Origin of the sequence: Bradyrhizobium sp. (assembly GCF_004799405.1) — a bacterium.
Taxonomy (GTDB): Bacteria; Pseudomonadota; Alphaproteobacteria; order Rhizobiales; family Xanthobacteraceae; genus Bradyrhizobium.
On sequence record NZ_SSMW01000158.1, the window covers coordinates 33,620 to 53,407 of the forward strand.

Annotated in this window: 22 protein-coding genes; 12 read left to right on the top strand and 10 right to left on the bottom strand. The window is 63.7% G+C overall.

Annotation, left to right across the window (positions count from 1 at the left end; translation table 11 throughout):
• The first annotated feature begins 62 nt into the window (after positions 1–62).
• From E7813_RS25410 to E7813_RS25440, 7 genes are all read left to right on the top strand, one after another.
• On the top strand, positions 63–992 hold the full coding sequence (locus E7813_RS25410) for a histone deacetylase family protein (protein WP_291578047.1): 930 nt from the start codon (positions 63–65) through the stop codon (positions 990–992).
• A gap of 72 nt (positions 993–1,064) precedes the next feature.
• On the top strand, positions 1,065–1,316 hold the full coding sequence (locus E7813_RS25415) for an exodeoxyribonuclease VII small subunit (RefSeq protein ID WP_291578048.1): 252 nt from the start codon (positions 1,065–1,067) through the stop codon (positions 1,314–1,316).
• 96 nt (positions 1,317–1,412) lie between these two features.
• Entirely contained in the window at positions 1,413–2,678 is a 1,266-nt protein-coding gene (locus tag E7813_RS25420) for an alpha/beta fold hydrolase (protein ID WP_291578049.1), read from the top strand.
• A gap of 352 nt (positions 2,679–3,030) precedes the next feature.
• Positions 3,031–4,980, top strand: a complete 1,950-nt coding sequence (gene dxs, locus E7813_RS25425) for a 1-deoxy-D-xylulose-5-phosphate synthase (RefSeq protein ID WP_291578050.1) — start codon at positions 3,031–3,033, stop codon at positions 4,978–4,980.
• A 29-nt stretch (positions 4,981–5,009) separates the two neighbouring features.
• Positions 5,010–5,582 carry a nucleoside 2-deoxyribosyltransferase gene (locus tag E7813_RS25430; RefSeq protein WP_291578051.1) on the top strand — a complete coding sequence of 191 codons (573 nt, stop codon included), beginning with the start codon at positions 5,010–5,012 and terminating at the stop codon, positions 5,580–5,582.
• A 2-nt stretch (positions 5,583–5,584) separates the two neighbouring features.
• A complete protein-coding gene (locus E7813_RS25435; RefSeq protein ID WP_291578052.1) occupies positions 5,585–6,340 on the top strand; it encodes a TlyA family RNA methyltransferase in 756 nt (251 codons plus the stop codon).
• Positions 6,333–7,574 (top strand): methyltransferase, encoded by a 1,242-nt coding sequence (locus E7813_RS25440; RefSeq protein ID WP_291578113.1) that lies wholly within the window; start codon positions 6,333–6,335, stop codon positions 7,572–7,574. The genes E7813_RS25435 and E7813_RS25440 overlap by 8 nt, the downstream gene beginning before the upstream one ends.
• A 2-nt stretch (positions 7,575–7,576) precedes the next feature.
• Here E7813_RS25440 and E7813_RS25445 read toward each other — a convergent pair whose 3' ends face one another.
• On the bottom strand, positions 7,577–8,425 hold the full coding sequence (locus E7813_RS25445) for a DUF1194 domain-containing protein (protein WP_291578053.1): 849 nt from the start codon (positions 8,423–8,425) through the stop codon (positions 7,577–7,579).
• Positions 8,426–8,737: 312 nt separating this feature from the next.
• Between E7813_RS25445 and clpS the strand changes: the two genes are divergently transcribed.
• Entirely contained in the window at positions 8,738–9,043 is a 306-nt protein-coding gene (gene clpS, locus E7813_RS25450; protein ID WP_291578054.1) for an ATP-dependent Clp protease adapter ClpS, read from the top strand.
• Positions 9,044–9,209: 166 nt separating this feature from the next.
• Here clpS and E7813_RS25455 read toward each other — a convergent pair whose 3' ends face one another.
• The 5 genes from E7813_RS25455 to fabI all read right to left on the bottom strand — a co-directional run bounded on the left by E7813_RS25455 (position 9,210) and on the right by fabI (position 13,459).
• Positions 9,210–10,394, bottom strand: a complete 1,185-nt coding sequence (locus E7813_RS25455; RefSeq protein ID WP_291578055.1) for an adenylate/guanylate cyclase domain-containing protein — start codon at positions 10,392–10,394, stop codon at positions 9,210–9,212.
• Between the two features lie 69 nt (positions 10,395–10,463).
• Positions 10,464–11,552 (bottom strand): chorismate synthase, encoded by a 1,089-nt coding sequence (gene aroC, locus E7813_RS25460; RefSeq protein ID WP_291578056.1) that lies wholly within the window; start codon positions 11,550–11,552, stop codon positions 10,464–10,466.
• Between the two features lie 188 nt (positions 11,553–11,740).
• Complete coding sequence (locus E7813_RS25465) at positions 11,741–12,340, bottom strand: histidine phosphatase family protein (protein WP_291578057.1); 600 nt, start codon at positions 12,338–12,340, stop codon at positions 11,741–11,743.
• A gap of 3 nt (positions 12,341–12,343) precedes the next feature.
• A complete protein-coding gene (locus E7813_RS25470; RefSeq protein WP_291578059.1) occupies positions 12,344–12,625 on the bottom strand; it encodes a hypothetical protein in 282 nt (93 codons plus the stop codon).
• Positions 12,626–12,628: 3 nt separating this feature from the next.
• Positions 12,629–13,459: an enoyl-ACP reductase FabI gene (fabI, locus tag E7813_RS25475; RefSeq protein ID WP_291578060.1), complete on the bottom strand. Its 831-nt coding sequence runs from the start codon at positions 13,457–13,459 to the stop codon at positions 12,629–12,631.
• A 203-nt stretch (positions 13,460–13,662) separates the two neighbouring features.
• Between fabI and E7813_RS25480 the strand changes: the two genes are divergently transcribed.
• A complete protein-coding gene (locus E7813_RS25480) occupies positions 13,663–14,151 on the top strand; it encodes an RNA polymerase sigma factor (protein ID WP_291578061.1) in 489 nt (162 codons plus the stop codon).
• A gap of 142 nt (positions 14,152–14,293) precedes the next feature.
• Positions 14,294–15,064, top strand: coding sequence for an anti-sigma factor (locus E7813_RS25485; protein WP_291578062.1), 771 nt, complete (start codon positions 14,294–14,296; stop codon positions 15,062–15,064).
• 269 nt (positions 15,065–15,333) lie between these two features.
• On the opposite strand, the gene E7813_RS25490 is transcribed toward E7813_RS25485, so the two are convergent.
• Together E7813_RS25490 and E7813_RS25495 are read right to left on the bottom strand one after the other, a co-directional pair.
• Positions 15,334–16,299, bottom strand: a complete 966-nt coding sequence (locus E7813_RS25490; RefSeq protein WP_291578063.1) for a J domain-containing protein — start codon at positions 16,297–16,299, stop codon at positions 15,334–15,336.
• A 106-nt stretch (positions 16,300–16,405) separates the two neighbouring features.
• Positions 16,406–16,828, bottom strand: a complete 423-nt coding sequence (locus E7813_RS25495) for an RT0821/Lpp0805 family surface protein (protein WP_291578064.1) — start codon at positions 16,826–16,828, stop codon at positions 16,406–16,408.
• Between the two features lie 110 nt (positions 16,829–16,938).
• Here E7813_RS25495 and pdxH point away from each other — a divergent pair, with 110 nt between their 5' ends.
• Together pdxH and E7813_RS25505 are read left to right on the top strand one after the other, a co-directional pair.
• Positions 16,939–17,580: a pyridoxamine 5'-phosphate oxidase gene (pdxH, locus tag E7813_RS25500; RefSeq protein WP_291578065.1), complete on the top strand. Its 642-nt coding sequence runs from the start codon at positions 16,939–16,941 to the stop codon at positions 17,578–17,580.
• Positions 17,581–17,603: 23 nt separating this feature from the next.
• On the top strand, positions 17,604–18,356 hold the full coding sequence (locus E7813_RS25505; RefSeq protein WP_291578066.1) for an SDR family oxidoreductase: 753 nt from the start codon (positions 17,604–17,606) through the stop codon (positions 18,354–18,356).
• A gap of 56 nt (positions 18,357–18,412) precedes the next feature.
• On the opposite strand, the gene E7813_RS25510 is transcribed toward E7813_RS25505, so the two are convergent.
• Together E7813_RS25510 and E7813_RS25515 are read right to left on the bottom strand one after the other, a co-directional pair.
• Positions 18,413–18,646, bottom strand: coding sequence for a hypothetical protein (locus tag E7813_RS25510; RefSeq protein ID WP_291578067.1), 234 nt, complete (start codon positions 18,644–18,646; stop codon positions 18,413–18,415).
• 124 nt (positions 18,647–18,770) lie between these two features.
• The gene (locus E7813_RS25515) at positions 18,771–19,751 is read right to left on the bottom strand and encodes a magnesium transporter CorA family protein (RefSeq protein ID WP_291578068.1); all 981 of its coding nucleotides are present in this window, start codon (positions 19,749–19,751) and stop codon (positions 18,771–18,773) included.
• Between the last annotated feature and the right edge of the window lie 37 nt (positions 19,752–19,788).

Here is a 19,788-nt window from a genome sequence, read left to right on the forward strand (position 1 = left end):
ATTAACCACCATCTTGTTGCGCGATCGCTCCGAACTCCCGACGTCGGCACCCAAGGCATTGCATGACCACGCTTCTTTTGACACATCCGGCCAGCCTCGATCATTTGACGCCGCCGGGGCACCCCGAACGGCCCGACCGGATTCGCGCGGTCAATCAGGTGCTCGGCGAAACCCGCTTCGACAAGCTGGTCCGCGATCAAGCGCCTGAAGGCTCGCTCGACCAGGTCACGCTTTGCCACAACGAGCATTACGTCGAGGAACTCCGTCACGTCGCGCCGTCGAGCGGTCTTGTCTATCTCGACGGGGACACCTCGATGTCGCCGGGCACCTGGGAAGCGGCGATGCGCGGCGTCGGCGGCGCGGTCGCCGCCACCGATGCCGTGATGTCAGGCACCCATCGCAACGCGTTCGTCGCCACCCGACCGCCGGGCCATCACGCCGAAAACAGCAAGCCGATGGGCTTTTGTTTTTTCGATAACGCCGCCATTGCCGCGCGCCACGCCCAGCGCAAATACGGTATCGCGCGCGCAGCCGTGGTCGATTTCGACGTGCACCACGGCAACGGCACCCAGGATATATTCTGGGCCGACCCGACGGTGATGTATTGCTCGACGCACCAGATGCCGCTGTTTCCCGGCACCGGCGCCAGCGGCGAACGCGGCGAGCACGACAATATCGTCAACGCGCCGCTGGCCTCGGAAGACGGCAGCGCCAAATTCCGCGCCGCATTCGAAAACCTGATCCTGCCGCAATTGCAGAAATTCAGCCCCGAACTGATCATCGTCTCCGCCGGCTTCGACGCCCACTACCTGGATCCCCTGGCCTCGCTCAATCTCAAGGCCGAGGATTTCGGCTGGGTGACGCGCAAACTGATGGACGTTGCCGATCGAAGCGCCGGGGGGCGAATTGTCGCGGTGCTCGAAGGCGGCTATGATCTGCAAGGTCTGAAAGAGTCGGTCGCCGAACACGTGACCGCTTTGATGGGTGCATGATTCCCGCCACAATACGCCCGCAAAAATTCACTCAAGTCCGCGCCGGTGAAGGGCGCATCCGGGAAAAGCAATATGGCCGAAAACACCCAAGTGGACGTCAAGAAGCTGAGCTTCGAACGCGCGATCGAGGAACTCGAAACCATCGTCAAGCGGCTTGAGGACGGCAAGGTGCCGCTGGAGGAATCGGTGGCCATCTACGAGCGGGGCGAAGCCCTGAAACGGCGGTGCGAGGAATTGCTGCGGCAGGCCGAGGCGCGGGTCGACAAGATCACCACCGACGCCAACGGCCAGGTGACGGGGACCGAGCCGCTCGACGTGCAATAACCTCCCTCGCCGCCGGATCCCAACGAGGGCCGAAATAGCGCTTGGTGCGTTGCGCGGCCTGATATAACCCCGGCACCAGTTTGGGGATCATCGTTCGTGCGCGTCCAGCACCGCCATGTCGTCTATGTGCAGGGATACGATCCGCGCGGCCTGGCGCAGTATTACCGCATGTTTCGCACCGAACTGCGCAAGTTTGGCCAACTGTATCAACTGACCGCCATCGTCGGCCGCCCGCAAGTTGCCGTGGACGGCGAGATCGCGTCCTGGACCATCGAAACCAGGGCCGGCGACTGGCAGACCCGCACCACTTACGATTTCCTGCGCTGGGAAGACCTGATGCAGCGCGATCTTGCCGCCCCGATCTGGCGCACGGTTTTACATGCCGTATGGGTTTACTGGCGCCTTGGGTTCGAAGGCACTCTTGCGAGATTCTGGCAAGCAACCTGGCGCTTCGCGATCTTCGTCAGCTACTCGTATATCCTGCTGTTGCTGGAGGCGCTGGTTTCGCTGGGCGTTGCGTGGTCCCTGGAACGAGGCCTCGCGGCGCTGGGGGTTCCCGACGCATTAGGTATTGCCGCCGCGGCCGCTGTGTTCGTCGCCGCGCTCGGCGCGATGCTAAAATACACCGAAAGCCTGACCTATGTGCTCTATCTGTTGTCCGACATTATCTGGACCTATGAATTCGCTCACGGCCGGCGGCCGGAATGGGACACGCGCATCGATCGCTTTGCCCGGTACCTAGCTGAGATCGCACGCAGCAGCGACGCCGGGGAAATCGTCGTGGTCGGCCACAGTTCGGGTTCGTTCCTGGGCGCCGAAATTGTGGCCCGCGCGCTCAAGCTTGATCCGGAACTCGGACGGCACGGCCCGCGGATCGTCTTTCTCACCGTCGGCGCCAACCTTCCGATCGCCGGCTTTCATGCCGCATCCCAGGATTTCCACGATCACTTGCGGCTGCTGGCGATCGAGCCTTCGATCGACTGGATCGACTGCCAGGCGCGCAAGGACGTGATGAACTTCCATCTGTTCGATCCGATCGCCAGCCACGGCATCGACGCCGGCGCCGCCCGACGCAATCCCACCGTCGTGCTGATCCGGTTCCGCGACATCATCAAGCCCGAGCACTACAACCTGTTTCGCTGGAAATTCTTTCGCGTCCATTTCCAGTTCGTCATGGCCAATGAGCGACCGCACGCCTACGATTTTTTCATGATCGTTTGCGGACCCGTTCCCTTAAGAGAACGCATGGCTCGCCCCGAGGCGGCGCTGGCGATCGCGACGGGCGACGCTGCCGCGCGCGAATGCGCCTGGAAAATGCTCGAAACAACAGCCGCCGACGGCGCGGATGCCGCCGCCGATTGAGGCACGACGGAACCATCGGCGCCGCACCAATGTTGAGGTCCGGACCCTCCCCGCCCGCCCAGCGACGCCGGCGGGTTGGCTTTGAGCGATGCTTTGGTGTAAAGCTTTCCGTCCTATGGGCTATCGAATGCGGCCTGCCGCGGTTGGCTGACAGCTGTAAGCGCTTCAAATAGCTGACAAAAATGATTTGGAAGGGTGAAGCCGCCAAAGGTGATGTACATCACACTGATCGATCCGGAGCGTTTCTAGGCTTTAAGATCAGGTTTCGGTCTGCCTGGATGACACCCGGTGTCTGGGATTTCGCCGCGTCAAAATTGCGCAACCCGTCTCACGTCGGACCGTTGGTTCCGACATGCAAAATTGGAATATCGCCGTGACCGCATTTAGTAAAACGCCGCTTCTGGATACGATCCGCACCCCCGCCGACCTGCGCCGGCTCAAGGTGGAACAAATCCGGCAGGTCGCCGATGAGCTGCGCCAGGAGACCATCGATGCGGTCTCGGTCACCGGCGGACATTTCGGCGCCGGCCTCGGCGTCGTCGAATTGACCACCGCCCTGCACTATGTGTTCGACACCCCGCGCGACCGTTTGGTCTGGGACGTCGGCCATCAGGCCTATCCGCACAAAATCCTGACCGGCCGCCGCGACCGCATTCGCACCTTGCGCACCGGCGGCGGACTATCCGGCTTCACCAAGCGGACCGAAAGCGATTACGACCCGTTCGGCGCCGCCCACTCCTCGACCTCGATCTCGGCCGCACTCGGCATGGCGGTGGCGCGCGATCTGTCGGGCGGCAAGAACAATGTCATCGCCGTGATCGGCGACGGCGCGATGTCCGCGGGCATGGCCTACGAGGCCATGAACAATGCCGGCGCGATGAATTCCCGGCTGATCGTCATTCTCAACGACAACGACATGTCGATTGCGCCGCCGGTCGGCGCGATGTCGGCCTACCTGTCGCGGCTCTATTCGGGAAAAACCTATCGCTCGCTGCGCGAGGCCGCCAAACAGATCAACAAGCGTCTGCCAAAGGTGCTGGCGGACCGCGCCAACCGTGTCGAAGAATATTCCCGCGGCTTCATGGTCGGCGGCGGCACGCTGTTCGAGGAACTCGGCTTCTATTATGTCGGCCCGATCGACGGCCACAACCTCGATCATTTGCTGCCGGTGCTGCAGAATGTGCGCGACATGAAGGACGGCCCGATCCTGGTCCATGTCGTCACGCAAAAGGGCAAAGGCTATGGTCCGGCGGAAGCTTCCGCGGACAAATATCATGCGGTGGTAAAATTCGACGTCGCCACCGGGGCCCAGGCCAAGGCCAAGCCGAATGCGCCGGCGTATCAGAACGTGTTCGGCCAGAGCCTCGTCAAGGAAGCCGAGAAGGACGAGAAGATCATCGGCATCACCGCGGCGATGCCTTCGGGCACCGGCATCGACATTTTCGCCAAGGCCTTCCCCGACCGCACCTTCGACGTCGGCATCGCCGAGCAGCATGCGGTGACATTTGCCGCCGGTCTCGCAACCGAAGGCTACAAGCCGTTCTGCGCGATCTATTCGACATTCCTGCAGCGCGGCTATGACCAGATCGTCCATGACGTGGCGATCCAGAGCCTGCCGGTGCGCTTTGCGATCGATCGCGCCGGCCTGGTCGGCGCCGACGGCGCGACCCATGCCGGCTCGTTCGACAATGCCTATCTCGGCTGCCTGCCCAATTTCATCATCATGGCGGCCTCCGATGAAGCTGAACTGGTGCACATGGTCGCGACCCAGGTCGGGATCAACGATCGGCCGAGCGCGGTTCGCTATCCGCGCGGCGAAGGCCGCGGCGTCGAGATGCCCGAAGTCGGAATTCCGCTCGAGATCGGAAAGGGACGCATCGTTCGCCAGGGCAGCAAGATCGCATTGCTGTCGTTTGGCACCCGGCTCGCCGAATGCGAGAAGGCGGCCGACGAACTGGCGGCGCATGGATTGTCCACCACCATCGCGGATGCGCGCTTCATGAAGCCGCTCGATGTCGACATGGTGCTGAAGCTCGCGCGCGAACACGAAATCCTGCTCACCGTCGAGGAAGGCGCGATCGGCGGCTTCGGCTCGCACGTGATGCAGATGCTGGCAGAGCATGGCATGCTCGACAGCGGCCTGCTGCGGGTGCGCTCGATGGTGCTGCCGGACGTGTTCCTCGACCACGACTCGCCGAACGCGATGTACGCGCGCGCCGGCCTCGACGCCAAGGGCATCGTCGCCAAGGTGTTCGAAACGCTCGGCAAGGATTTCAAGGCCGAAACGGTCAAGCTGGCCTGAGATTATCGGAAAGCGCCATCCGGTGAGCGATGAAAATTTACCTGGCAGGTCCCGACGTGTTCCTGCCGGACGCCATTGAAGTCGGACGGCGCAAGGTCGGGCTTTGCACGCGTCACGGGCTGACCGGATTGTATCCGCTGGACAACGCCATCGACACCGCGGCCAGGGTCGCCTCGCTGGCGATATTTCGCGGCAACGAGGCCATGATGAATAGCGCCGACGCCATCATCGCCAACCTGACGCCGTTTCGCGGACCGGGCGCCGATGCCGGTACGGCTTATGAGTTGGGTTACATGGCGGCTCGCGGCAAGCTCTGCCTCGGTTATTCCAACGATCCCGCATCGTACGCCGAGCGCGTGCGCCGCTTTTCCGCCGTGACGTCGCGCGACGGTCGTCTTGCCGACGCGCAGGGTTTGGCGGTCGAGGATTTCGGCCTAGGCGACAATCTGATGATGATTCATGCACTCGATCTGCACGGCTGCCTGCTGGTCACGCCGCGGCAGGTGCCGCTGGACGTCTGGCACGATTTTGCCGCGTTCGAGACCTGCGTGCGGATGGCGGCCGAGCGGCTGGCAGCGCTCCACGCGCGCGCTCCGGGTTGAACTTGGCCAAGGGCGAGCGCAGCACACCCCCTGCCCGCAAGCGCGCGGATATCGTGCTGGTCGAGCGTGGCCTGTTCGAAAGCCGGGCCCGCGCGCAGGCCGCGATCGAAGCGGGCCTCGTCACGGCCGATAACAAGCCGGTCACAAAGCCGTCCGAGGGCATAGCCGCCGATGCGGCGCTGCAGGCGCAGCCTGCGCATCCCTTTGTCTCGCGCGGCGGCGTCAAGCTGACCGGCGCGCTGGAACGGTATCCCATCGAGATCGAGGATCACGTCTGCCTCGACGTCGGCGCATCGACCGGCGGCTTCACCGAAGTATTGCTCGCGGCCGGCGCCAACCTGGTATTCGCCATCGATGTCGGGCGCGAGCAGTTGCATGCCTCGCTGCGCGGCCATCCCAGGATCGTGTCGATGGAGGAGACCGATATCCGCAAGCTCGAAGGCAAGCGCCTGCCGATGCGGCCCGATGTCGTGGTCGTCGATGTCAGTTTCATTTCGCTGAAGGCGGTGCTGCCGGTGGCGCTTTCGCTTGCCGCCGCGCCGATGCATCTACTGGCGTTGATAAAGCCGCAATTCGAAGCACCGCGGAAACATTCAAGGCGCGGCATCATCCGCGACGCGGCGGTGCATCAGGCGGTGTGCGACGACATCGCGGCATTCGTAGCCTCGCTGGGATGCAGCGGCATCCAGCTGTTCCCCTCGCCGATCACGGGCGGCGACGGCAATGTCGAATTCTTCATCGGCGCGCGCCGTGGTTGAGCACCTCGTCATCGATCATGTCGGCCATCGCGGCGACGGCGTCGCCATTGTCGACGGCGAGAACGTGTATGTGCCGTACACGCTTGGCGGCGAGACGGTCGAAGTTGCCGCCGTGCCGGGCCATCATCCCGACCGCCGCCGGCTGCTCGCGGTCGAACGCGCGAGCCCGGAGCGGATAACGGCATTTTGCCAGCATTTTGGCGTTTGCGGCGGCTGCGCGATCCAGCACTGGGATGCCGGGCGCTATCGCGCATGGAAACGCGGGCTCGTGGTCGAGACGCTGGCGCAGGCGAAACTCGATAGTGAAGTGGCGGCATTGATCGATGCCCACGGCCTCGGCCGCCGGCGGATCACCCTGCACGCCGGGATGGGCACCCACGAGGTGCTGAAGGTGGGCTTTGCCGCCGCCAATTCGCACGACATCATTCCGGTCGACCGCTGCCCGATCCTCGATCCCGGTCTCGCCGGTGCGCTCGATGCGGCGTGGGCGATCGCCGAGCCGCTGGCGCCAACCGCAAAGCCGCTCGATATCCAGATCACCGCCACCGAGGGTGGCCTCGATGTCGACGTGCGCGGCTCGGGGCCGCTGCCGGCCGGAATGATCTCGACGTTGTCCGGCGTCGCACAGCAGCATCGGCTGGCGCGGCTGACGCGGCACGGCGAACTGGTGCTGATGCGCAACCCGCCGACGGTGACGATCGGCACCGCACGGGTCACCCTGCCGCCGGGCTCATTCCTGCAGGCCACCGCCGCCGGCGAGGCGGCGCTGGCGACGCTGGTATCGGAACATTGCCGGCGCGCAAAGCACATCGCCGATCTGTTTTGCGGGGTCGGGCCGTTCGCCTTGCGGCTGGCGGCAAATTCGAAAATTTCGGCGTTCGACGGCGATGCGGGCGCGGTGATGGCGCTGCAGAAGGCAGCGACCTCGACGTCCGGACTGAAACCGGTCAAGGCCGAGACGCGTGACCTGTTCCGGCGGCCGCTGATGGCGCAGGAGTTGCGCGACTACGACGCGGTGCTGTTCGATCCGCCGCGCCAGGGCGCGCAGGCGCAAGCGCAGCAGCTTGCGGCCAGCAGGATTCCGCTGGTGGTCGCGGTGTCCTGCAACGTGACGACGTTTGCGCGCGACGCGCGGATCCTGATCGATGGCGGCTACAAAATCGCAAACGTGACACCGGTCGACCAGTTCCGCCACACCCCTCATGTCGAGTTGGTGGCGCGGTTCGTGCGCTGACGCTAACGCCCCCACCTTTCCTGCCGCTCCTGCCACATTTGTTCGCCGATCAAGCAGGGAATGCGCGACTGCTTTTCGGCCACCGGAACGATCCGGCGCCCGGGCGTTCGGCCGGCGACCTCGAGAACAAGCTTGCTGCGGATCGCCTCCTTGAACTTGTCGCGATCCTTGATCGGCACCACGAAGGAACCCGGCCCCCCGATCACGCAATCCTCGTAGTAGAAATCGAGGTTTTCGATGTCCATGGTCGAATAGGACGGCTCCTTCACCATGATCGGCAGCCCGTTGATGGTGATCCCCTTCTCGACCGCGGTGTCGCGCGCGATCGTGACCGGCGAGCCGTTGTTGTTGGGACCGTCGCCGGAAATATCGATCACGCGCCTCAAGCCCCGATACGGATTCTGGTCGAACAGCGGCATGGCGAAATTGATGGCGCCCGAGATCGAGGTGCGCGACGCCCGGCGGATCGGCGTTTTCATGATCTCGTCGGCGACCGCATCCGCCGTTTCCGGGCCATCGATCACCCGCCAGGGAATGATGATCTTCTGGTCGTAGCTTGCGGCCCACTCGAAATAGGTCACCGAAATCTTGCCGTTCGGGCCGGTCTTCAGCGCCTGCAGGAACTCCTTCGAGACGATGGCCTGCGCGTAACCCTCGCGCTGAACCGCGAGTTCGTCCATGTCCATGGAATAGGAGACATCGACGGCGAGAATCAATTCGATGTCGACGGATGGCGCGGCGTCCTTATCGGTCAATCGATGGCCGGGATTCGGCGCGGCAATACTGGCAACGTCGCCTCCGGCCAACGCGCCAGCGACAAGCACCGCTCCGATCGAGACACACCAGCGCATGGACTCTCCCGTCTGCAGCGATGGTGACACGCAAACCGCATTGCGCAAAGCGGGAACACGGTCCGCGCTTCACATTCGAGTTAGCCGCAAATCAGGCGCGGCTGCCTCAATTTTGGCGACCGTGGCCTCGCCTCGATTGGCCTGCGGCACAGCGTGCCGGACTGAAACCTGTCGACCTCGCCGATATCACCGCCTGTCTGCGCGACGTACCGCGGCTGCAACGAAGCCATCGCAAAACTGCCAGTTCCGTTGGCGTGCGATAGGCGATAAACTGCCGATGTGCCCAGCGGAACGTCAGGAGGCGCCGCCGCGATGCCCGAGACCGTCACTAAGCCGCGCACCAAGGTCAAGACCAAGACCGAACGCCCGCGCCTGCACAAGGTCATTCTGGTCAACGACGACTTCACGCCGCGCGAGTTCGTGGTCACGGTCCTGAAGGCGGAATTCCGCATGACCGAAGACCAGGCCCACAAGGTCATGATAACCGCGCACCGGCGCGGGGTATGCGTGGTCGCCGTCTTCACCAAGGACGTTGCCGAGACCAAGGCGACACGCGCCACCGACGCCGGCCGCGCCAAGGGCTATCCGCTATTGTTCACCACCGAACCTGAGGAATAGGAAAACCGTCATTGCGAGCCAACGGGTCGCGCGAATGCGCGCCCGATGATAAACTCCGCGAAGCAATCCAACTTGCTTTGCCAAATAAAAGCTGGATTGCTTCGTCGCTTCGCTCCTCGCAATGACAACAAATACGACCGGCCGGATGCGCCGTCATGCTCGTGCCTCAGGGCGACGGCATCGACACTTCGTCCGCCAGGCCATAGACGCGTTCGGCCTTCGAGAAGCCCGCGATCGGAAACTCGCCCAGATCTGTCCAGCCGCCGTCGCAAATTCCGGCAAATCGCTCGGATGCGACGACGATGCGATGCAGGCGGCCGGCAATCTTTTCCAGCCGCGCGGCGAGATTGACGGCCGGACCGATGCAGGTGAAGTCGAGCCGGTTGCCGCCACCGATATTGCCGAACAGGATTGGTCCGACATGCAGCGCGACGCCAAAGCGAAAACGCTCGACGGCCTCGCCGCTTGGATAATGCAAGGCCTCGACGCCGGCGCGGGATTCGCGCGCGGCTTCCAGTACCCGGGCGCAAACCTCGGCGATATTGCTGTCGTCCTCCGCGATCGGAAACACCGCGAGCAGCCCGTCGCCCATGAATTTCAGAATTTCTCCGCCGTGCTTGCGGATCGCCGCCACCTGGCAATCGAAATAGAGGTTGAGAATCTCCACCACGGTTCCGGGCGACAGCCGGTCCGACAGCGCGGTAAAGCCGCGCAGGTCCGACAGCCAGATCGCCGCATGCATGGTCTCGGCATGGCCGCGGCGAATCTGGCCACCGAGAATGCGTTCACCGGCGCGGTTACCCACATAGGTGTCGAGCAGGATTGAGGCGGTGCGGCGCAGGCTGATGATCTCGATCACCCGCGCCAGCGGCCGCACTATCGCTCTCAATGCGGCCAACTGGTCATCGCTAAATCCGCCCGGCTGTTTGGTGGTCCAGCTCGAAGCATTGATGGTGCCGTCGATAAACAGCAGCGGCAGCGCGATATAGTCGGTGACGCCTTCCGCGCGCATATCGTCGAAAAAAGGAAAGCGCTTGCTCTCGGGATCGTCGACCCGGATTCTTACCTCTCGCCCCTCGCCAAACACGATCGCGAGCGGGCTGTTCACAAATTCCGGAGAATTCTGAATATCGAAGTCCACACTGCCGACGACAACCTCGGCTCCCGGCCGCCAGATGAAATTGCGGCCGAAAATATCGGGATGCAATGTCCGGACGAAGACACCGACGCGCCAGAGCGGTAAGCCGGCCTGCACCAGGCGCTCACACGTCTGCGCCATCAGCAACGGCCCGGCGGATCTTGCGCCGTCGATCAGCCAGTCGGTCAGCTTCTGCAGTTCGGGTGCGTTCATCGGATGTGCATTTGCAGTGCAAGGCCGGGAAACGTCAAGGCGCGCCAACGCTGATCCGTCCTACAAACTCTATCCGCCGACCTGCCCGCGATGCCGCAGGAAATGATCCGCCAGCACGCAGGCCATCATGGCCTCGCCGACCGGCACCGCGCGGATCCCGACGCAGGGATCGTGGCGGCCTTTGGTCATGATGTCGGTGTCGGCGCCGCCGCGATCCACGGTTCGGCGCGGCGACAGGATTGAAGACGTCGGCTTGACCGCAAAGCGCGCCACCACCGGCTGGCCGGTGGAGATGCCGCCCAGAATGCCGCCGGCATGATTGGACAGGAAGCTCACGCCCTGATTGCCCATCCGCATCTCGTCGGCGTTTTCCTCGCCGGACAGTTCGGCGGCGCCAAAGCCCGCGCCGATTTCGACGCCCTTCACGGCATTGATGCTCATCAAAGCCGCGGCCAATTCGGCGTCGAGCTTGGCATAGATCGGCGCGCCCAGGGCCGCCGGCACGCCTTCGGCGACGACCTCGATCACCGCTCCGATCGACGAGCCTTTTTTGCGGATGTCGTCGAGATAACTCTCGAAGAACGCGGCCTTGTCCTTGTCCGGGCAGAAGAACGGATTGCGCGCGATCTCGTCCCAGTCCCATTTCTTGCGGTCGATCCGGTGCGGACCCATCTGCACCAGCGCGCCGCGCACGGTCATGCCGGACACGATCTTGCGGGCGATGGCGCCGGCGGCGACGCGCGATGCGGTCTCGCGCGCCGAGGAGCGGCCACCGCCGCGATAATCGCGCAGGCCGTATTTGGCTTCATAGGTGAAATCGGCGTGGCCGGGGCGAAACTTGTCCTTGATGTCGGAATAGTCCTTGGAGCGCTGATCGGTGTTCTCGATCAACAGCGCGATCGGCGTGCCGGTGGTGACCTGCACGCCGGTGTCCGGATGCGCCATCGTGCCGGACAAGATCTTTACCGTATCCAGTTCCTGGCGCTGGGTGGTGAAGCGCGATTGCCCGGGGCGGCGGCGATCGAGATCGTGCTGGATGTCTTCGCTCGTCAGCGGCAGCAGCGGCGGACAACCATCGACCACGCAGCCGATCGCGACCCCGTGGCTCTCGCCGAAGGTCGTGACCCGGAACATGTGGCCGAAGGTGTTGAAGGACATGACGCTGAGCCCGGTTATGGTGACAATTAGCATTAGTACCAAAAGGCGACGTGTCGTAACTCGCAAGGTCCGAGGCGTCAAATAACGAGAGTTAACCACGCTGTTGCAACAAGCGTTCTCGGCTCTCTCCCCCTTGTGGGGGGCCCCCTCCCTAACCCTCCCCCACAAGGGGGAGGGAACAGAAAGTATCAGCAATACTTCTCCAGCCCGCTATCGCCGAACACGTAGACCGCGCCCTGCTCGATGGTCAGGTCGGCGGCGCTGTCGGGTGTCTCGATGCCGAGCGCCACCATCAGCGCCCGCGCGGTCCCGCCATGGGCCACCGCGACCGTGTCCGCCGTCAACTGGTCGTACCAGTCGAGCACCCGGGCCTGCACCGCGGCATAGCTCTCGCCGCCAGGCGGCGGCACCGTCCATTTCTCGGCCTGGCGCGCGGCGAAGACATCGGGGTCGGCGGCCTGCATCTGCGCCAATGTCGAGCCTTCCCAATCGCCATAGCCGATTTCGCGCAGCCGGTCGTCGATGGCATAGCCGCCCGCCGGCAATCTCAATGCGCCGCGCACCAGTTCCATCGTCGCGCGCGCGCGGCCGAGCGGACTTGCCACGAATGCCAGGGATTGTTCGCTGCGCCCGTCGCGCGCAAACAGGTCCGCGAGGATGCCGCCGGCATCGGCGGCCTGCCTGCGTCCGAGGTCGTTGAGCGGAATGTCCTGCCCGCCCTGCAGCTTGCCTTCCGCGTTCCACTCGGTTTCGCCGTGGCGGATGTAGTAGACGGTGGGCGCGGGCATGACTTAACCCAAATCTTTAAGACCTAACGCTCTGTCTTCGATGAAAAAGGTCTTGTCCGGGGAGATCATCTGCTTTTGTTTCAGGAACTCGGCTTGCCGGCCTAATATTTTGCAACAGAGCGCTGTTCTAAATCGGGATTCTTCTAGAAAGAAGGGATCTTGCATCTCCTCCGATAGTTCGATCGTCTGATCGAGGGCCTCGACCGCTTCATCCCAGAGCTTCTTGTCCATAAGGTCCGTGGACAACCTGTAGAGCTTCACGAGCCGATCTTTGTAGCCGCTCATCTATCATTCTTTCGCCAGCGAATTGCTCAGCGCGATGTCCGGCGCGTCCGGGCGCTTCATGCCGACGATGTGATAACCGGAATCGACGTGATGCACCTCGCCGGTGACGCCGCGCGACAGCTCCGACAGCAGATACAGCGCGCTGTCGCCGACTTCCTCGATAGACACGGTGCGGCGCATCGGCGCGTTGTATTCGTTCCATTTCAGGATGTAGCGGAAATCGCCGATGCCCGACGCCGCCAGCGTCTTGATCGGTCCGGCCGAAATGGCGTTGACGCGAATGTTCTTCTCGCCGAGATCGGCGGCGAGATAGCGCACGCTGGCCTCGAGTGCCGCCTTGGCAACGCCCATCACGTTATAATGCGGCATCCATTTCTCGGCGCCGTAATAGGTCAGCGTCAGGATCGAGCCGCCGTCGGTCAAGAGTTTTTCGGCGCGCTGGGCGATCGCGGTCAGCGAGAAGCAACTGATCAGCATGGTTTTGGAAAAATTGTCGGCAGTGGTTTCGAGATAGCGGCCGTCGAGCTGGTCCTTGTCGGAGAACGCGATGGCGTGGACCACGAAGTCGATCTTGCCCCATTTCTGCTTCAACACCTCGAACACCGCGTCGATGGTGGCGGGATCGGTGACGTCGCAATGGCCGAGCAGGATACCGCCGAGTTCGGCCGCCAGCGGTTCGACCCGCTTCTTCAGTGCATCGCCCTGCCAGGTGAGTGCGATTTCCGCACCCGCCGCGCGGCAGGCCTTGGCGATGCCCCAGGCGATCGAGCGGTTGTTGGCAACTCCGAGAACCACCCCGCGCTTGCCCTGCATCAGACCTGAAGTTTGCGGCATCCGGTTTCCAATCCAGCGTTGATCGGGTCTGGAGGTACACCAGCGCCCCCGGCCGGTACAGCCCAAATTCACCGCGATTTCGGGGTTTGCCTTACAACCTTAACAGGCGGAATAGCCGCATCATTTCGGTGTTATCTGGTGTAAGGCATGGGCGTGGGACGCCTACCGGACAGACCCGAAAATCGAGCCAAAGATCGAGCCGAATGACCGCGTTTCGCCAGAGTGTCGAAGCCATGATTCCGGCCCTGCGCCGCTACGCCCGCGCGCTCGCGCGTGACAGCGACGTCGCCGACGATCTGGTGCAGGACACCCTGGTGCGGGCGCTGCGCTCGGAACGGCTGTTTCTCGGTGGTGATGTCAGGAGCTGGCTTTATACCATCCTGACCAACCTCAACAAGAACAGGCGGCGATCGCTGGCGCGGCGGCCGCAATTCATGCCGCTGCTCGACAACAATCCCGACGCCAGCGGGACCGAGGCCGAAGGCCGCGACATCGCGCGTGCGCTGGCCACGCTGGTAGAGGAGCAGCGCGCGGTGCTGCTGCTGGTGATGCTGGAAGGATTGAGCTACCGCGAGGTCGCCGATATTCAGGGCGTGCCGATCGGCACCGTGATGTCCCGCCTCGCCCGTGCGCGCGCCCATGTCAAAGCCTCGCTTGAGGGCGAGCGCCCGGCGCTGCGGCGGGTGAAATGATGGCAAGCATTATGCATGGCTGCGTGACGAATGCGTTCAACGAGTTTGAGTGGCGATGTGACCGCGTCAGCGTGTTGACCACCCCTCACCCCGGCCTCCGCCGGACAACCGTTTCGATCGAGACCCAACAGAGTCAGAGACAATGACCGACCACAGGATTCCCGTCACCGAAGACGAACTGCACGCCTATGTCGACAATGAGTTGCCGGCCGAGCGCCGCGGCGATGTCGAGGCGTGGCTGGCGGCGCATCCCGATGATGCCGGGCGGGTGCAATCATGGCGCGCGATGGCGGACGCCCTGCACGCGCGCTACGATTCCGTCGCCGACGAGCCGGTGCCGAAACGTCTCGAGATCGAACGGCTGGTGCGACAACCCCGGAAATGGATCTACGGCGCCATCGCAGCGACGCTGGTGGCGTTCATCGCCGGCGGCGGCGTCGGCTGGGTAGCGCGCGGGGTCGCGGCTTCGCCGTCGGCGTTCCAGAATTTGACCGTGGATGCGCTGGACGCGCATCGGCTTTATGTCGTCGAGGTTCGCCATCCGGTCGAGGTGCCGGGCAACGAACGCGCCCATCTGCAGCAATGGCTGACCAAGCGCTGCGGCTGGGATGTCCGTGCGCCGGAATTGGACGCAACCGGCCTGAAACTCGTTGGAGGGCGGCTGTTGCCCGGCCCCACCGGACCGGCATCGTTCCTGATGTACGAGAGCGCCTCGGGTGAACGATTCACGCTCTATACGTCGCGCGCGAAAACCAAGTCGGCGCAAATGCGCTACACCGCTGCGGAGAACAGCGGCGCGATGTACTGGTCCGAAGACGGCGTCGGTTACGTGCTGTCAGGCCCGACCGACAAGGACCGGCTGAACCAGGTGGCGCGGCTGGTCTACGACCAGACCGAGAAAACCGGCGGCTAAACCGCGACTTGTATCGATGGCTGCGATCACGCCTTGAAGTTGTGCCTGTGAAATCGTGCCTTGGCGCGCGCCCCAATTCGGACTTTGAAAATCTGGAATTGGAACATTGGCGCGTCTCATTATCGCACCGGGTGCTGAGTCGAAGATGCTGCGCGTTCGATCCGCCGATCGGCGCAAGCGGCCTCGACTGGGGTTTGGTACCGCGCTGGTCCCCCGGTCGAGGCTGCACCTTTTTGGGATTTTCGTTACACCCACTACGTTCGAAAGCGCTATAGATCGCTGCGCGGATTGTAGGGGTGTCCGTCGCGCCACTTTTGCATCAACGCCTCAAGTTCGGCATCGTTCCCGTCCGGCAACATGATGCGGGTGGTGACGAACAGGTCGCCGGCTCCGTCGGCTTTCGGCAGCCCCTTGCCCTTGAGGCGAAAAGTGCGGCCGCTCGAAGTGTTCTTCGGAATCGACAGTTCGACCGCGCTGCCGACCGTTGGCACGCGGACTTTGCCGCCGAGTACGGCTTCGTACAGCGTGATCGGCAGATCGACGCGCAGGTCGCTGCCGTCGACCTTGAAGAAGGGGTGCGGCGCGATGCTCACGGTGATCAGCAGATCGCCGGGCGGGTGACCGGGCGCGGTTTCGCCCTGCCCCTTCAGGCGGATCTGCTGGCCGGCGGTGACGCCGGCGGGAATCTTGACATTGAGTTCTTTGCCGGTCGGCAACCGGACTCGCTTCTCTCCGCCTTTGACCGCCTCTTCCAGCGACACCGTCATGGCGACGGAAAGATCGAGATCGAGCGCGATGGCGCCGGGGTCGAATTCGAACGTCGTGCCGCCACCCGGCCGCGCGCCACGTGCAGCGCCACCGAACATGCTGTTGAGGATGTCCTCGAAACCGGCGCCCCCGCCGAAGCCGCCGGGACCGCCGCTGCCGGTCCGGAAGGTATGGGTCTCGAAGCCGCCGCCGGGGGATGCTCCCCGCGCCCGCGGGTCGCCGCCGGGAAAGCCCTGAAAGCGCGGCTTGCCCTCGGCGTCGATCTCGCCGCGATCGAACTGCTTGCGCTTGTCCTCGTCGCCGATGATTTCGTTGGCCGAATTGATCTCGGAAAAACGCGCCGCGGATTTCGGATCGTTCTTGTTGTTGTCGGGGTGATGCTTCTTGGCAAGCTTGCGATAGGCGCTCTTGATCGCCGCAGCGCTGGCGCCCCGCGGCACCCCCAAGACCTCATAGGGGTCGCGCATCCGTCACGTCTCCTTCAGGGAATCAAAAATGGGTGGGCTTGCAGCCCTTGGCCTTCATCTGGGGTCTTCGTGGCATTTTTGCAACGGCAGCCTGTGCCCCGGAAAGTCAGCTCTGCCGCCACGGCTTCAGGGTATGGATCTCCCATCGGCCCTGGCTGGACTGGCACGCCGCCCCCTGCAGCCAGCTCTCCGAACGGCCGTTGACGTAGCTTGCCAGAAAATCCCGGCAGGTGCGTCCCTCCGAGACATAGGCCTGGGCCAGTGGCGTCACCGAACCCCGCGCGCCGGTCTCGGGGTTTTCCCAGGGCTGGCTGGAATCCTTGTCGCCCTTGGTCAGCACGTCGGAAGCGGCGTTGCGGGCAAAGGCCAGATCGCCCTCGGTGGGCGCAGGTCCGGGCGCCGAGCCCAGCGAACCCGTAATGTCCCTGTCGTCCATCCTGGCAAAGGAGTTGTCGGTGCGGGACAGGCTGCAACCGCCCGAGCTCAGGCCGATTAGAATCAATGTCATCACGGCGCCCGCCGGCCGCATCGCCGATAGGCCAACGCGTCCCCATGTCTTATATAGGCTGGGCCTATACGGACTGGGCCCGGACTGGGGCCGCAACTGGACCGCGGGCGGACGCAACTTTGGACTCCAACATGACCGACACGACCTCCATCAAACACCCAACATCGTTAACATCCGGTGATTTCACCGCGGCCGAGGAGCCGTTTGCGCTGTTCGAGGAGTGGTTCGCGGAAGCCGTGAAGGCCGAACCCAACGATCCCACCGCCATGTCGCTCGCCACCGTCGACGCCGACGGCTTGCCGGACCTGCGGATGGTGCTGATGAAGGGCTATGACGCCGATGGTTTCGTGTTTTACAGCCATATCGCCAGCCCCAAGGGCCGCGAACTCGCCGCGAATCCCAAGGCGGCATTGCTGTTTCACTGGAAGTCGCTGCGCCGGCAGGTGCGCATCCGCGGCAACGTGTCGCCGGTAACCGAGGCTGAAGCCGACGCCTATTTCGCCACCCGGCCGAAACAGGCCCAGATCGGCGCCTGGGCCAGCAAGCAATCGCAGCCGCTGGAAAGCCGTTTTGCGTTCGAACAAGCCATTGCAAAGGTCGCCGCCAAACACATCGTCGGCGAGGTGCCGCGGCCTCCGGGCTGGAGCGGCTGGCGGGTTGCGCCGGCGCAGTTCGAATTCTGGCACGACCGCCCGTTCCGCCTGCACGACCGCATCGAGTTTCGCCGCGCCGCGCCCGACCAGCCGTGGGCCAAGACGCGGCTTTATCCCTGATGCCGAAAGCCTGAAGGACCGCCATGCCGACTTCCGCCAATACGCCGCGGCGTACGTTGCTTCTGACCGGAGCCAGCCGCGGCATCGGCCATGCCACCGTGATCCGGTTCTCCAGCGCGGGCTGGCGCGTCATCACCTGTTCGCGGCATCCCTTCCCTGAGGAATGCCCGTGGGGCGCCGGCCCCGAGGATCACATCCAGGTCGACCTTGCCGACCATGCCGACACCACGCGGGCGATTTCGGAAATCCGCCGGCGGCTGGAAAGCGGCGAACTGCACGCGCTGGTCAACAACGCCGCGATTTCGCCCAAGGCCGAAGGCGGCGGAAGGCTCGGCTCGGTCGATACCGATATCGACACCTGGAGCCATGTGTTCCGGGTGAATTTCTTCGCCCCCATCATGATGGCGCGCGGACTGATCGAGGAATTGAAGGCCGCGAGGGGCTCGGTGGTCAACGTCACCTCGATCGCGGGTTCGCGGGTGCACCCGTTCGCGGGCGCGGCCTATGCGACTTCCAAGGCGGCGCTGGCCTCGCTCACCCGCGAAATGGCGTCGGATTTCGGCCGGGTCGGCGTCCGCGTCAATTCGATCGCGCCGGGCGAGATCGACACCTCGATCCTGTCGCCAGGGACCGAGAAGATCGTCGAGCAGCAGATTCCGCTGCACCGGCTCGGCACACCGGACGAGGTGGCGAAGATCATCTATGTGCTGTGCACGGAGACGAGCTCTTACGTCAACGGCGCCGAAATCCATATCAACGGCGGCCAGCACGTTTAATCGTCATTCCGGGCCTGCGCCAATCGGCGCATCCGGGAATGACGGGCGTTGGAAATTCAATCCGCGTAAGACTTGCGTGGCATATCGCGCAGCGGCGGCGCCTTGAAATTCTTGAAATTGAAGGCGCTGGAGCATTCGTCCTCGCTCTCGCCCTCCAATAGCGCCGCGCCGCAGTACCGGCAGGCCCGCGCCGAGATCGCAAGCGCCTTGCCGGCCGCGTTGCGTCCGGCCTGATAGCGTGCGAAATCGACCACGACATTTCTTCCGGGCGTTATGACTTTTTCAACCATTGTATCCTCGCCGCGTGAGCCGGCGTTATCGCAGAAAGGCGTCGCGTAAAGGTTCAGCCCAACGCTCAAATTTTAGCAGAGAAATTGAGGCAGCGGTTGACGGTCGCGGGTATCCGCACCGGGTCTACAACCACTTCTTCCACTTGAAAAACACATAAGGCCCGACCGCGGCCAGCAGCATCATGACCAGGGCAATCGGGTAGCCGTGCTCCCATTCCAGCTCCGGCATCAGCTTGAAATTCATGCCGTAGATCGATGCGATCAGGGTCGGCGGCATCAGCACCACCGCCATTACCGAAAACAGCTTGATGATGTTGTTCTGCTCGAGATTGACGACGCCGAGCATGGCGTCCAGCACGAAGGTGATCTTGTTGGAGAGATAGGAAGCGTGGTCGGTAAGGGAGGCGACGTCGCGTTGCATGGTCTTGAGCTGCGCGCGCATCTCCTTCGACCATTTGACGCTGTCGGCTTCGGCGGTGACGAAGGTGACGAGGCGGCCGATCGAGACCAGGCTCTCGCGCACCTTGGAGGTCAAATCGCCCTTGCGCCCGATCGCGATCAGGATGTCGGAATAGCGCTTGGCATGGCCGGTGCGCGCGGCACCCTCGGGCTCGAAGATGGCGTGGCTGACCGCGTCGACGTCGGCGCCGGCGCGCTCCAGAATGTCGGCACAGCGGTCGATCACGGCATCCAGCAGTTCCAGAAGCACGGTCTCGCCGTTGATGCCGGCTGCAGCGCTGCGCGCCAGCTTGTTCTCCACCAGCGTGAACGGTTTCGGCACGTCGTAGCGCACCGTCACCAAGCGATGGCCGGACAGGATGAAGGTGACGGGCGTGATCCGGGGCGATTCGGTGTCGGCCGCGCACATCAGGCTGGCGGTCATGTAGCGGGCGCCGTTCTCGACATAGAGCCGGCTGGAAATCTCGATCTCCTGCATGTCCTCGCGGGTCGGCACCGCGATGCCGGCAAGCCCCTCCACGGCCTGATCCTCGGCCGCGGTCGGCTTGACCATGTCGATCCACACCGCGTTCGGCGGCAGGGCGGCAAGATCGACGGAGCCGGCCTTCTTCAGCGAGGATTCGGCAGGGACGAACACCGAGAACATGGCGGACTCCGGCAAATTGCGCGCGAAGCCTACCCAA

Coding starts and splice junctions, on each gene's coding strand:
- pdxH (WP_291578065.1), top strand. CDS start 16,939: ATGACCGACACGACCTCCATCAAACACCCAACATCGTTAACATCCGGT.
- E7813_RS25495 (WP_291578064.1), bottom strand. CDS start 16,828: ATGCGGCCGGCGGGCGCCGTGATGACATTGATTCTAATCGGCCTGAGC.
- fabI (WP_291578060.1), bottom strand. CDS start 13,459: ATGCCGCAAACTTCAGGTCTGATGCAGGGCAAGCGCGGGGTGGTTCTC.
- E7813_RS25465 (WP_291578057.1), bottom strand. CDS start 12,340: ATGCCCGCGCCCACCGTCTACTACATCCGCCACGGCGAAACCGAGTGG.
- E7813_RS25510 (WP_291578067.1), bottom strand. CDS start 18,646: ATGGTTGAAAAAGTCATAACGCCCGGAAGAAATGTCGTGGTCGATTTC.
- clpS (WP_291578054.1), top strand. CDS start 8,738: ATGCCCGAGACCGTCACTAAGCCGCGCACCAAGGTCAAGACCAAGACC.
- E7813_RS25410 (WP_291578047.1), top strand. CDS start 63: ATGACCACGCTTCTTTTGACACATCCGGCCAGCCTCGATCATTTGACG.
- E7813_RS25480 (WP_291578061.1), top strand. CDS start 13,663: ATGACCGCGTTTCGCCAGAGTGTCGAAGCCATGATTCCGGCCCTGCGC.
- E7813_RS25490 (WP_291578063.1), bottom strand. CDS start 16,299: ATGCGCGACCCCTATGAGGTCTTGGGGGTGCCGCGGGGCGCCAGCGCT.
- E7813_RS25485 (WP_291578062.1), top strand. CDS start 14,294: ATGACCGACCACAGGATTCCCGTCACCGAAGACGAACTGCACGCCTAT.
- E7813_RS25505 (WP_291578066.1), top strand. CDS start 17,604: ATGCCGACTTCCGCCAATACGCCGCGGCGTACGTTGCTTCTGACCGGA.
- E7813_RS25415 (WP_291578048.1), top strand. CDS start 1,065: ATGGCCGAAAACACCCAAGTGGACGTCAAGAAGCTGAGCTTCGAACGC.
- aroC (WP_291578056.1), bottom strand. CDS start 11,552: ATGTCCTTCAACACCTTCGGCCACATGTTCCGGGTCACGACCTTCGGC.
- E7813_RS25515 (WP_291578068.1), bottom strand. CDS start 19,751: ATGTTCTCGGTGTTCGTCCCTGCCGAATCCTCGCTGAAGAAGGCCGGC.
- E7813_RS25470 (WP_291578059.1), bottom strand. CDS start 12,625: ATGAGCGGCTACAAAGATCGGCTCGTGAAGCTCTACAGGTTGTCCACG.
- E7813_RS25455 (WP_291578055.1), bottom strand. CDS start 10,394: ATGAACGCACCCGAACTGCAGAAGCTGACCGACTGGCTGATCGACGGC.
- dxs (WP_291578050.1), top strand. CDS start 3,031: ATGCAAAATTGGAATATCGCCGTGACCGCATTTAGTAAAACGCCGCTT.
- E7813_RS25445 (WP_291578053.1), bottom strand. CDS start 8,425: ATGCGCTGGTGTGTCTCGATCGGAGCGGTGCTTGTCGCTGGCGCGTTG.
- E7813_RS25430 (WP_291578051.1), top strand. CDS start 5,010: ATGAAAATTTACCTGGCAGGTCCCGACGTGTTCCTGCCGGACGCCATT.